Here is a 13,118-nt window from a genome sequence, read left to right on the forward strand (position 1 = left end):
CTAGTGAGAACTACATCTCATTAGTCAGTTTTATTGGATTCATCAATTGATAATTATCATGATGTTCTTGGTATAAGGCTTTTCTTTTTTCTTCAGCACTGATATTTAATGCAATACCGACAAGTATGGATAGGGTCATTAGGTTTGAACCACCGTAACTCATAAATGGAAACGGCACACCAGTCATTGGCATGATACTCAAAATACCGCCTAAATTGACAAATAGTTGAAGCAAGATAGCTGTACTAATCCCAATACACGCTAGAGAGTTAAACGCATTGGTTGATTTAATTCCAATAGATAAAATTCTGAGAATTAAATAAAATAAAATCATCAGGATAATGATACTAGCAATTAACCCAAGTTCTTCCATAGTAATAGAAAAAATAAAGTCAGTTTCAGCTACAGGTAAAAATCCTTTTTTCTGAATACTTTTTCCTAAGCCTTTACCAAACCAACCGCCATTGTATATAGCAAAGTACGAGTTAACTAACTGAAATCCATTATTTAACTTATCTTCAAAAGGATTGCTCATAACAGAAAATCGTTTGTAGACGTGAGAAAAACGCTCAGGAATTAACATCCCACCATTAAACATGACGATTTGCCAAACAAGTCCAATGAAAACGACCAGCCCTCCGAAACTTAAGAAAGTATATCCCCAAGGAATTCCACTTGCTAATATTAATATGGCAAAAAGGAAGAAGATAATTGCAGCGCCCCCCACGTTTGGTTGGATAAGGACTAGCAGAATCATGCCACCGATAATGGCTGTTGGCACCAAGACTGACTTAAAAAAATTTTGATTAATTGACTTTTGTCGTTTTGAAAAAATAAATGAACAATATAAAATGGTTGAAATCATCACAAATTCAGATGGTTGAAAACTAAAACTTCCGATTGAAATCCATCGCTGTGCTCCACTAATGGTTTGTCCCAGACCTAAAATACTTGTAGCAACCAATAAAATGTAGGTGATAGCTAACATGATTTTTTGAAAGACATCGGTTTGGTAGACTCGTAATTTGGTTTTATAAATAATGGCTATAAGGATAAGTGAAATAATAAAAAAGATGCCTTGCTTTGTTGCAATGGAAAAAATACTTTTTCCTTGTTGGTTTAATTTATAAGAGCTAGCACTAAAAATCATCATAATGCCAATAATGTTAAGAATCATATATGGAATTAAAATTTTAAAATCAATAAATTGTAGTTTTTTTCTCATGGAGTTGTCCCCTCTATTGCAATTACATTTTGATACATACTAACTAGTATAACAAAAAATAACACTAAAAAAAGATGATTTAACAAAATATCATAATTTTATCAAACTTTTAAAGAGTTATTAGTCACTAGATAAAGTCTATCTGAAAACAAAGAAAAATGGTATGATAAGGTGTTGATTATTAAGGAGTGAAGTATGTGAGAAAAAAGATTGAAATGAATCCATTAACGAGTATTTCGATTCTATCTATTTCGTTTATTTTAACAAGTGGTGTATCAATAAATGGGACTCTCCCTTTTATCAAAAAATCGTTAGAATTAAGTCAAGTAAAAGCAGAACTACTCAGTACAATACCAAGTATCACAGTTATTATATTTATTTTACTGTCTTCCAGTATCTCAAAAAAAATTGGCATGAAAAAAACAGTCGTTGTTGGCTTATTATTAGTTTGTATAGGTGGTGTATTACCAAAATTCACACCAAATAGTTATGCATTAATCTTTTTAGGTAGATTATTATTAGGTGCTGGTTTTGGGATGTACAATGCGTTATCGGTCAGTTTTATAAATGGTTTATATAATGGTAGAAAACGATCAGAGCTTTTAGGTATTAGAAATGCTGTTGAAGGACTAGGTCAAATGATTCTAACCTTTATTGCAGGAGTTCTTATCACAAGTAATTGGACAAATGCATATTTAATTTATTTTTTAAGTTTACCTATCGCTGTTTTATTTTACCGATTTGTTCCGGACATTGTGTCACAGACAAAAAAAGAAAAGGGTACATTCAAGCTGACGTTTCCACTTCTTCTTACAGCATTATTTGCATCAAGTTTAGTGATGAATTCCATTGCAGTAGCTGTAAGATTTCCATCACTAGCTATAGACCTTAAAGGAGAGCAAGTTAATACAAGTTTATATCTTTCTATCATGCCGATTTTAGGGATTATTGCTGGATTTCTTTTTGAAAAAGTTATTCGTCGCTTTTCATTTAATACAATTTATTTGGCATTAGGAATTAATATATTATTTAACTTATTGGTTTATTTATCAGATATATCATTCACATTGTTATTGATTGGTTTGTTTATATCTAGTGTCCCTGTCGCTTGGGTTCTACCATATATTTTTAATCATATCGAACAAATAGCAAAGGACATGGATATTAATCAATCAACTTCTGTTATTTTTATTGGATGCAATTTGGGTGTTTTATTAGCTCCAGTTATCATGAGTTTATTGAATTCATTGTTTCATTCGATAGATTTAAAATTTCCGTTTCTTTGCTTTACCATAATCTATACTTTAGTTTTTGCATTGATTCGTTTGAAGCATAACAAGATTGAGAAATTCATGAGTTAATAATGAGAATTTATTCGTCTAAGCCTTTAACTGTAAAAACTGCTTTATAATGAGTCTAGAAAATAGATGAGGTGACGTGATGAAAAGAGTTCTTGTTTTACACACAGGTGGTACGATATCTATGACACAAGGAGATAGTGGTGGGGTTGGTTTATCTGATAAGCATCCATTAGGAGATAAATTTTTACCTTTACCAAAGAACATTGAATTGGTAACAGAAGAAATATTTAATCTCCCTTCACCACATATTACACCTAAAGAGATGTTAATTTTAAAAGAACGCATAGAGCAAGCTGAGTCACAAGATTTTGTCGGAGTTGTGATAACTCATGGGACTGATACACTAGAAGAAACAGCTTATTTTCTTGAATTAACTTTAAAAAATCATTTAGCAATGGTTTTGACAGGTGCGATGAGAAGTAGTAATGAGATTGGATCAGATGGATTATACAATTTTCGTCAAGCAATAATTACAGCTTCACATGAATCTGCTCGAGATAAAGGTGTGTTGGTTGTAATGAACGATGAAATTCACGAGGCAAGATTTGTTACAAAGACTCATACAACAAGTGTTGATACTTTTCGAGCACCGACTTTTGGACCGATTGGAATATTGTCTAAGAACAAACCAATATTCTTAAAAGATGTTATAGAAGAAGAAGCATATTCAATTAGAACAGTTGATGGAACCATACCGATTGTTAAAGCCTATGCTGGGATGGATGGGACTTTGTTCCATTTATTATCAGAGACAGAGATTGATGGGGTCATCATTGAGGCACTTGGTGCTGGCAATTTACCTCCAGAAGTTTTACCTAGTTTAGAAAAATTACTAGAAAAGGGTGTTCCGGTTGCTCTTGTATCCCGCTGTTCTAACGGAATTGCAGAAGATATTTATAGTTATGTTGGTGGTGGTGTGGAACTTAAACGTATGGGTGTGATGTTTGTTAGAGGGATTACTGGACCTAAAGCTCGCCTAAGATTACTTGTTGGTTTAAATGCAAAATTGAACAAAGAAAGTTTAAAACATTATATGACTGAAATTTAACATTTTAAAAGTGTTTAATTATAGGTTCTAAAAGAACTATCATAATTAGGCACTTTTTTCTTTTATGTATATGTTTTTAAAAAAGGTACATTATGTTATAATTTAGTTACGTAAAAGTGATAAGAAAATGACAATATGAGGTGATTTAATAGAGAATATTAAGACACATAAGTTCAAAAAACAAACGATTTATTTTTGTGTGGTTATTTATAGTATTTTTTTCATAAAAATACCTATAAAAGTTTGTGAAATAAATGTCCTATAAATAGTCAGATTGCACAAATATAGCCACAGATATGTAAGACCACACAATGAAAACGCTTTTTCTTTTATGTATTATTTGAGTATAAATAAATTTGTCAAGGAGGACGTTATGGAAACGGGAAAGAAGGGTATCGCGTTACTTGAAAAAGGGATTGACGTTTCAAACGGTGAAGTCGAAAAGATTGCACAAAGAGGATACAATGAAGACTTGTTACCTAAGACAGAGGATCAACGTTCAATGAGTTGGAAAAACTATTTTACACTTTGGATGGGATCGGTTCATAATATTCCTAATTATGCAGCAGTTGGCGGTTTTTTATTTTTAGGATTATCGCCTGCTAATATTATGTTTGCATTAGTGTTAAGCAGTTTAGTCGTTGCTGGACTAATGATTTTAAATGGAAAAGCCGGAGCAAAATACGGTATCCCATTTTCAATGCATTTACGATCTACTTATGGGACTCTAGGGGCTAAACTTCCCGGATTTTTAAGAGGGATTGTAGCAGCAATTGCTTGGTTTGGATTACAAAATTATACAGCATCATTGGCATTATTGATTCTTATAGGTAAGTTTTGGCCTGGTTTTTTAACTCTTGGAGGAGATTTTAATTTCTTTGGTATTGGTTTGCCAGGATTAATTGCTTTTACTATATTTTGGGGGATAAATGTATTAATTGGATTAGGTGGAGGGAAAGTCTTAAATAAATTTACGGCTATACTAAATCCACTTATCTATGTTGTGTTTATCGGCATGACGGTTTGGTCAGTAAATGCAGCCGGTGGGTTTGGCAATATACTAGCTTATAGACCAAACCTAGAAGGTGTGACAATCTATTCACCTCTAGTCGTTTATCTCATGATAATTAACTCTGTTGTTGCAGTTTGGGCAGCACCTAGTTCAAGTGTAGCAGATTTTACACAAAATACTAAATCAATGAAAGATCAAGTATTTGGTCAAGGATTAGGTTTATTGGTTGGCTATGTTATTTTCGCTGTATCAAGTGTGTCAATTTTAATTGGTGGTTCAATTTATTACGGTGTTGAAGAATGGAATGTTTTAAATATTGTAAATAAATGGGGAAATTTACCAGCTGTAATTTTATGTATTATCGTGTTGTTGATGACGACTATTTCAACAAATGCAACAGGTAATATTGTACCAGCAGCTTATCAATTGTCCGCCCTGTTTCCGAAAAAAATTAATTACAAAAAAGGTGTGTTAATCGCAGGGGTGATTAGTTATGTGATTATGCCTTGGAAATTAATGGAAAACCAAGAAAGTATTTATACGTTTCTAAACATGATTGGTGCGGTTATTGGACCAGTTGTTGGAGTCATGTTAGCCCAATATTATTTTGTTGCAAAGCAAAAAATTAATTTAGATGATTTGTATATGGATACAGAAAATAATAATAGCAATAATGCGTACTACGGTGTCAATAAAGCAGCGTATATTGCAACTATCATAGCTTTAGTTGTTTCAATCAGCGGTGAATTTATTTCATCATTAAAAATGGTTTCAAGTCTATCATTCATAATAGGATGTGGATTGTCATTTGTTATATATTTATTATTAAAACTAAAAAAATAGGAGGAATTAAAAATGACTTTTGATTTATTAATTAAAAATGGTTTGGTTATTTTAACTAGTGGAGAAGTGAAAACTGATGTAGCAGTAAAGGATGGTAAAATTGTAGCTATTGGGTCTCAGTTGGGCGAAGCAAAAGAAGAAATTGATGCAACTGGTTTAATTGTTAGTCCAGGAATGGTGGATGCCCATGTACATATCACTGATCCAGGTGGTGGTTACCGCGATTTATGGGAAGGTTATGTAACAGGAACTAAAGCATGTGCTAAAGGTGGTGTAACGTCATTCATGGAAATGCCGTTAAACCAAGTTCCAGCAACTGTTGACAAAGAGTCATTAGAAATAAAATATGATGCAGGTAAAGGAAAACTATTATCAGACGTAGGCTCATTTGGTGGATTAGTTCCTTACAATCTTGAAGGAGGAATTCAAGAATTAGATGATGGTGGTGTAGCTGCTTACAAATGTTTCATGGCAACATGTGGAGATAGAACAATTGATGGTGACTTCATGAATGTTGATGATTACTCATTATATGAAGGAATGAAGCAAGTTGCTAAGACTGGTAAAGTATTAGCTATCCATGCTGAAAATGCAGCAATCACTGATAAATTAGGAGATATTGCTTACAAAAATGGAGAAACAACATTAGCAGCTTACGTTGCAACTCGTCCTGTATTTACTGAAGTTGAACCAATTCGTCGTGCGATTTTATTTGCTAAAGAAACAGGTTGTCGTATTCATATTTGTCATATTGCTTGTCCGGAAGGTGTAGAAGAAGTTGTTAAAGCACAAGCTGAAGGTGTGGATGTAACGTGTGAAACATGTACACACTATCTATACTTCACAACAGATGAATTAGACGCAATTGGACCTGTTGTAAAATGTTCACCACCAATCCGTGATAAAAAAGCACAAGATGGTTTATGGGAATATGTAGCAAACGGAGGATTATCATTTGTTACATCAGACCACTCACCATGTACACCAGACTTAAAAGATAAAGAAAACGCATTTGAAGCTTGGGGAGGAATTTCAGGCGTACAAAACAATGTGGATGTATTATTTGATGAAGGTGTCCAAAAACGCGATTTACCATTAACAACATTCGCTAATATCATTGCAACTAATCCAGCTAAACGTTTTGGATTGGATGAAAAAGGTGAAATTGCAATTGGTAAAGATGCAGACTTTGTTCTAATTAAACCTAATGCACCATACACATTAAAAGCAGAAGATTTGGAATATAGAAATAAAATCAGCCCATATATTGGAAGAACAATTGGAGCACAAGTAGACACAACTATTTTAAGAGGTCATACAATTTATTCACAAAAAAATGGTGTGAATGATGAAGCAATTGGAGTATTTATCAAAAAATAGTTTTTGAGAAAATAGAGTCTAGTAATAGATTCTATTTTCTTCGTTAGATTTGGACAAAAGGGAATTATCATTTGGTTAAGAGTAACCAATGTAAATGGTTAAATAGTGTAATAAGATAAGAATATATCGTAATAAAAATTAGAAGGAGGTTTTTGAGTGACGATGCATACACACAATTCATCAAGAACAATTCTTCAACCCTATTGGAAACAAGTTATATTAATCTCAACTTTAGGATGGATAGTGGTTTGGTTTAATCGAACAGCTTTAACACCAATCTATCCTCAATTGAGTATTTTCTTTGACAACGCAAGTGATGCACAAATAGGAGCTATTTCAAGTTTCTATTTTTTAGGTTATGTGTTAATGCAAATACCTTCAGGCTTATTGGTTGATAAGTTCGGTAAGAAGACGGTTTTGATTCCAGGATTTATATTATTCGCGATAGGAACATTACTTTTAGCTACGTCAAATTCATTAAATATCATGTATTTGGGAAACGTTTTAGCAGGTGTTGGTAGCGGAACATTCTATGGAGTGGCGTTCTCTTTAACCAATGAATATGTGCCTTATCAATACCGAAGTATTGCTACAGCAATTGTGAATTGCGGAACGGCGATCGGTAGTGGTATTGGGATGATTGCATCAAGCTACTTTATCTCGCAAAAAGGGATGGATTGGCAAATAATTGAGTATGTTTCTTTAGGAACTATTTTAGCAATGATTATATTATTTCTACTGTTCTTAAATCGAGATGTCAAACAAAAAAGAATAGATGATACCGTTATACCATTAGAAAATAAAATGACGTTTAAAAAGTTAATGGCACCTAAAATGCTAGGAGCGTATACTGTTTATTTTTCAACATGTTATGCTTATTACCTTGTAAATACTTGGTTGCCTAATTTTTTAGAAACAGAACGAGGGTTTACAGGAGCAACAATTGGACTTGCTACATCATTAATTTTCATATCTTCTGTACCAGGAGCGTTGATTTTTAGTCGATTGGCAGATAAATATAGTAATCGTAAAATAGATTTAGTGGTTTTTTTAGAAATTATGGCTGCTATTACACTATGTTTAACGGTTATGGCAGGAAATAAAATAGTGTTACTAATTGGGTTAATACTATATGGTTTTTTTGGGAAAGTGGCGGTTGAACCAATTATTATTTCTTGGTTAGGGGAAAATGTTTCTGTAAAAGGTTTAGCAACAACACTGGGTGTTTTTAATTTTCTTGGAATGAGCTCATCTGTAATAGCTCCCTCCCTTACTGGTGTCATATCAGATACAACAGGTTCTAAAATCACTGCTTTTTATTTATCTATTGTCATATTAATAATAGGTACTGTTTTCTTTTATATAGTCAATCGAAAAAGTAGCAATAATAAGAAAGGATGAAAAATAATGACAGATTTGCAACAAGAAATAGATCAAGAGATTACATGGTTGTCATCTATCGGACTTGACGACAAACAAGGAACGACACGTTTACTTTATGATAATCACTGGGTAGCTGCCCAAAATGGTTTAAAAGAAAAATTTGAACAAGAAGGTTTAGAAACATCTTTTGATGCAGTTGGAAATTTATCTGGAAAACTAGTTGGAAGTAACTATCCAAATGAAGTGGTTCTGACAGGATCTCATGTTGACACAGTAGTTAATGGAGGAGCCCTAGATGGACAATTTGGTATTATCGCATCATTTATCGCAATAAAACACTTGAAAGAAAAATACGGTCAGCCATTAAGAAGCTTAGAAGTAATCGCAATGGCTGAAGAAGAAGGTAGTCGTTTCCCATTTGCTTTTTGGGGAAGTAAAAACATTTTTGGGTTAGTTGATCCAGAAGAAGTAAAAGACTCAGTTGATTCAGAGGGCATTGTTTTTGCTCAAGCGATGGAAGACGCGGGATTTGATTTTCCAGAGAAAAAACAACCCGTTCGTGATGATATTCATGCCTTTGTTGAAATTCATATCGAACAAGGAAATGTTCTTGAAAATACGGGTAAACAAGTAGCAGTTGTTGATAGTATTGTTGGACAAAAACGTTATGACATCACGTTAAAAGGTCAAGCGAATCATGCCGGAACAACACCAATGAGCTACCGAAAAGATACTGTTTATGCAATGAGTAAAATGATTAGTGAAGGCATTGATGACGCAAAAAAAGAAGGCGATCCACTTGTTTTAACATTTGGACATGTTGCAGTTAAACCGAATACTGTAAACGTTGTCCCAGGTGAAGCATTCTTTACAATGGATTGTCGTCATACTGATGGTGGAGCTTTAGATAAATTCACCTCTAATTTAGTGAAAAGGTTTAAAGAAATTGCCAAAGAGTGTGATGTTGAGATTGAAATTGATAATTGGATGGATGAAGAACCAGTTCCTATGTCAAAAGAAATCGTATCAGTGTTACAGGAAGCGTGTGCTGAGGCTAATCTAAACTATACAACAATGCATAGTGGAGCAGGACATGATTCACAAATTTTTGCTCAACATGTTCCAACAGCTATGTTATTTGTTCCGAGTATTAATGGCGTGAGCCATAATCCTGATGAATCAACTAAATTAGAAGATTTAACTGAGGGAGTAAAAGCATTAATTGCTTCATTATATAAATTAGCATATCAAGAATAAAAATTGTGAAAGAGGTTATTGATTATGGGTTATCGTACAAACGAGTTGGGGTATCCAACAGATTTATTGCATTCAAGAGCAGTTGTGGAAAGAGGAAACTTTGCGTTGATTCCACCACAAGGATTAGTTAAAAATATGTTACCAAACTTTGATGACTGTGAAATGACGATCTTAGCCACGCCAAAACTTGGAGCAGAATTTGTTGACTATATATGTCGTGTGCTACCTGGTGGAGGTAATAAAGCAGGATTTGGTGAAAAAGGAATTGAAACATTTTTATATGTTTTAGATGGTGAATTAACGGTTAGTGACGGAGAAAAAACATACGATTTAACAACTGGTGGATATATTTATGTACCAGAAGATAAAACATTAACATTTGAAAATAAAAGCCAAAAGCCAACTGAAACATTCCTGTATAAAAAACGTTATCAATTTGTAGAAGGACTTAAAGCTTATACTTACGTGGGTAATTCAAATGATGTTGAGGGTGTCGATTATGAAGATATGACGGATGTTGATTTTAAAACGTTATTACCATCAGATTTAGATTTTGACATGAACTTTCATATCTTAAGCTTTGCAACAGGTGGATCTCATGGCTATATCGAAACACATTATCAAGAACATGGTGCACTTCTTTTAAGTGGAGAGGGTATGTATAACTTGGATAACAACTGGATTCCAGTAAAAGAAGGCGATTATATCTTTATGGGAGCTTATAACTTACAAGCATGTTATTCAGTTGGGCGTAACGCACCACTTAGCTATTTATATTCTAAAGATTGTAATCGTGATGTAGACATTTAAAAAGGGAGGATAACAATTAATGAGTGAAGAATTAGTTTATTTAAAAGCAAAAGACCTCCAAGATTTAATGCAAGTGAAATTTGAGCGTGCAGGTTTATTACCTGAACACGCTCAAGAAGTTGCAAAACATTTGACTTATGCAGATTCAAGAGGTGTTCATTCACATGGAGCCGTTCGTGTTGAATATTATTCAGAACGAATTGCCAAAGGTGGAACAACAATAACACCAAACTTTTCGTTTGAAAAAACAGGACCTAGTACTGGTGTCTTTCACGCTGATAATGCGATTGGACATGTGGCAGCAAGAAAAGCGTTAGATTATGCGATTGATATGGCAAAAGAAAATGGTGTTGCTGTAGTGGGTGTGTCACAGATGGGACATAGTGGTATGTTATCTTACTATGTTGATATAGCGGCACAACAAGATTTGGTTGCGCTTGCTGTTTGTCAGTCAGATCCTATGTCAGTACCATTTGGTGGAACTAAACCATATTTTGGAACAAATCCAATTGCATTTAGTGCACCAACTAACGGTGAACGTCCAATTATTTTTGATATGGCGACGACCGTTCAAGCATGGGGTAAAATTTTAGATGCACGAAGTAAAGACAATGAAATTCCGCCAACATGGGCAGTAGATGAAACTGGGGCTCCTACAACAGATCCACATAAAGTAAGAGGATTGTTACCAATTTCTGGTCCAAAAGGTTATGGATTAATGATGATGGTTGATATTTTATCAGGATCGTTATTAGGATTACCATTTGGTCAACATGTTAGCTCGATGTATGCTGATTTGTCAGCTGGTCGAAATCTTGGTCAATTATTTATTTTAATTAACCCTAGTTATTTTACCGATTTAGACAAATTTAAAGCGAATTTATCAAAAATGATTGATGAGTTACATGAGAATAGTCCTGCACCTGGATTTGATCAAGTATATTATCCTGGAGAATTGTCAGAAATTCGTCATAACAAACATGAAGAAACGGGTATTCCGATTCCAACAGGGATTTATAACTATTTACAAAGTGATGTTGTTCATAACAATCAATATGATAACTCTGATGCATTTGCAGAGAAATAAAATAATGGAGGGAAGATAATGCTACAAACAATTATCAAGAAAAATAGCTACCAAGATTCAGTAGTATTAATGTTATTAACAAGTAAATTAAATCAATTAGATGAAGTATCACGTGTGTCAATTATGATGGGAACACCATCAAATATTGATATTTTTAGGGCAAGTGGGTTTGATACACCAGAATTATCAGACGCTTCTTCTAATGACATGGTAATCATGCTTGAAGTTTCAAGTGAAGATGACAAAGAAAAAGTATTATCTATCATCGACGAAGAGTTAAGTAGCACACAAGATGGTAGTGGAGAGGTAGAAGAAACAATTAATTCTTGGGCAAAAGCCATGAAGAAAGCACCAGATGCATCTGTAGCACTTATCTCTGTTCCTGGAGAATATGCTGCTCTTGAAATAGAACAAGCCCTAGATAACGATTTACATGCATTTGTATTTAGTGATAACGTGGCGATTGAAGATGAAAGACGCCTAAAAGAAAAAGCTCATGATAAAGGATTATTAGTTATGGGACCAGATTGTGGAACTGGTGTTATTCACAGTATTCCTCTAGCTTTTACTAATAATATTCGTAAAGGAAAAATTGGTGTTATTGGAGCTTCAGGAACTGGTATTCAAGAGGTGACAACACTTATTCACCGCTACGGTCAAGGCGTAACAAACGCAATTGGTACTGGTGGACGTGATTTATCTACTGAAGTTGGTGCGATTTCAATGTTAGATAGCATCGTGGCTTTAAATGATAATCCAGATACTGAAGTTATTGTGGTTATTTCAAAACCACCTGCAAAAGAAGTAGAAGAAAAAGTATTAAATGTTTTAAGAAAAGTAGATAAACCTGTTGTCACTTTATTCTTAGGAACAAAACCAACATTCCATGAAGAAAATCTTTATCATGCCTATACTTTAGAAGAAGCAGCGCAATTAAGTGCTAAGCTATTGTCTAAAGAAGAGGTTGTATACACACCTTCACCAATCATTAACTTAGAAAACAAACCAACTGGAAAAGGTATTAAAGGATTTTATTCTGGTGGAACACTCGCTTATGAAGCAGCTTTCTTATTAGAAGATGCTCTGGGTATTGAACACGGATCTTCACCTGAAGGATTTACTTTAAAAACTGATTTACATGAAGTAATCGACTTAGGTGACGACATGTATACAAAAGGTAAACCGCATCCAATGATTGATCCAGAAATCAGAATCAATAAAATTAAATCAGTAGTAGAAGATGCTGATACAGGCGTTGTTGTGTTTGACGTGGTTCTAGGTTATGGAGCACATGACGATATGGCAAGTGCTTTGAAACCAGCAATTGTTGAAGCACAAAAAGAATTAGAAAAACAAAATAGACAAGTTAATTTTGTAAGTGTTCTTGTTGGAACTGATGAAGATCCTCAAGGAATGGATGAACAAAAACGTATTCTAGAAGAAATTGGTGTCACAGTTTGTGAAAATAACGTACAAGCGATTCGTACAGCATTAAATCAAGTTGGCGCTACTCTAGAGTTATTAGAAAAAGATGTGAAACCAAAACAAGCGAGTGATTTAGAACAATTACCCGAAACATCAGCTAAATTAGCAGAATTATTAACAGAAGATCCTAAAATTATCAATGTCGGTTTACAAAGCTTTACTAAATCAATAATTGATAATAAAGCAGATGTCGTGCAATTTGATTGGTGACCAACGGCAGGTGGAAA

General features: G+C 33.9%; 10 protein-coding genes. 9 read left to right on the forward strand and 1 reads right to left on the reverse strand.

Features of this window, described 5'->3' with window-relative positions; genetic code table 11:
* Positions 1–10: 10 nt before the first annotated feature.
* Entirely contained in the window at positions 11–1,225 is a 1,215-nt protein-coding gene (locus tag BW731_RS10715) for an FtsW/RodA/SpoVE family cell cycle protein (protein WP_079348055.1), read from the reverse strand.
* A 197-nt stretch (positions 1,226–1,422) separates the two neighbouring features.
* Between BW731_RS10715 and BW731_RS10720 the strand changes: the two genes are divergently transcribed.
* From BW731_RS10720 to fdrA, 9 genes are all read left to right on the forward strand, one after another.
* The gene (locus BW731_RS10720) at positions 1,423–2,586 is read left to right on the forward strand and encodes an MFS transporter (RefSeq protein WP_079348057.1); all 1,164 of its coding nucleotides are present in this window, start codon (positions 1,423–1,425) and stop codon (positions 2,584–2,586) included.
* Between the two features lie 79 nt (positions 2,587–2,665).
* On the forward strand, positions 2,666–3,634 hold the full coding sequence (locus tag BW731_RS10725) for an asparaginase (RefSeq protein WP_079348059.1): 969 nt from the start codon (positions 2,666–2,668) through the stop codon (positions 3,632–3,634).
* 373 nt (positions 3,635–4,007) lie between these two features.
* Positions 4,008–5,489 (forward strand): allantoin permease, encoded by a 1,482-nt coding sequence (gene allW, locus BW731_RS10730; RefSeq protein ID WP_079348061.1) that lies wholly within the window; start codon positions 4,008–4,010, stop codon positions 5,487–5,489.
* A 12-nt stretch (positions 5,490–5,501) separates the two neighbouring features.
* Positions 5,502–6,869, forward strand: coding sequence for an allantoinase AllB (allB, locus tag BW731_RS10735; RefSeq protein WP_079348063.1), 1,368 nt, complete (start codon positions 5,502–5,504; stop codon positions 6,867–6,869).
* Positions 6,870–7,031: 162 nt separating this feature from the next.
* Complete coding sequence (locus BW731_RS10740; RefSeq protein ID WP_079348634.1) at positions 7,032–8,270, forward strand: MFS transporter; 1,239 nt, start codon at positions 7,032–7,034, stop codon at positions 8,268–8,270.
* A 6-nt stretch (positions 8,271–8,276) separates the two neighbouring features.
* Positions 8,277–9,509: an allantoate deiminase gene (gene allC, locus BW731_RS10745; RefSeq protein ID WP_079348065.1), complete on the forward strand. Its 1,233-nt coding sequence runs from the start codon at positions 8,277–8,279 to the stop codon at positions 9,507–9,509.
* A 24-nt stretch (positions 9,510–9,533) separates the two neighbouring features.
* A complete protein-coding gene (gene allE / locus BW731_RS10750; protein WP_079348067.1) occupies positions 9,534–10,319 on the forward strand; it encodes a (S)-ureidoglycine aminohydrolase in 786 nt (261 codons plus the stop codon).
* A gap of 19 nt (positions 10,320–10,338) precedes the next feature.
* Complete coding sequence (allD, locus tag BW731_RS10755) at positions 10,339–11,406, forward strand: ureidoglycolate dehydrogenase (RefSeq protein WP_079348069.1); 1,068 nt, start codon at positions 10,339–10,341, stop codon at positions 11,404–11,406.
* Positions 11,407–11,424: 18 nt separating this feature from the next.
* Complete coding sequence (gene fdrA, locus BW731_RS10760; protein WP_079348071.1) at positions 11,425–13,101, forward strand: acyl-CoA synthetase FdrA; 1,677 nt, start codon at positions 11,425–11,427, stop codon at positions 13,099–13,101.
* Positions 13,102–13,118 lie beyond the last annotated feature (17 nt).

The sequence above is a fragment of the Vagococcus martis genome (assembly GCF_002026305.1).
GTDB classification, from domain to species: Bacteria; Bacillota; Bacilli; order Lactobacillales; family Vagococcaceae; genus Vagococcus; species Vagococcus martis.

Coding starts and splice junctions, on each gene's coding strand:
- BW731_RS10715 (WP_079348055.1), bottom strand. CDS start 1,225: ATGAGAAAAAAACTACAATTTATTGATTTTAAAATTTTAATTCCATAT.
- BW731_RS10725 (WP_079348059.1), top strand. CDS start 2,666: ATGAAAAGAGTTCTTGTTTTACACACAGGTGGTACGATATCTATGACA.
- allW (WP_079348061.1), top strand. CDS start 4,008: ATGGAAACGGGAAAGAAGGGTATCGCGTTACTTGAAAAAGGGATTGAC.
- allB (WP_079348063.1), top strand. CDS start 5,502: ATGACTTTTGATTTATTAATTAAAAATGGTTTGGTTATTTTAACTAGT.
- BW731_RS10740 (WP_079348634.1), top strand. CDS start 7,032: ATGCATACACACAATTCATCAAGAACAATTCTTCAACCCTATTGGAAA.
- allC (WP_079348065.1), top strand. CDS start 8,277: ATGACAGATTTGCAACAAGAAATAGATCAAGAGATTACATGGTTGTCA.
- allE (WP_079348067.1), top strand. CDS start 9,534: ATGGGTTATCGTACAAACGAGTTGGGGTATCCAACAGATTTATTGCAT.
- allD (WP_079348069.1), top strand. CDS start 10,339: ATGAGTGAAGAATTAGTTTATTTAAAAGCAAAAGACCTCCAAGATTTA.
- fdrA (WP_079348071.1), top strand. CDS start 11,425: ATGCTACAAACAATTATCAAGAAAAATAGCTACCAAGATTCAGTAGTA.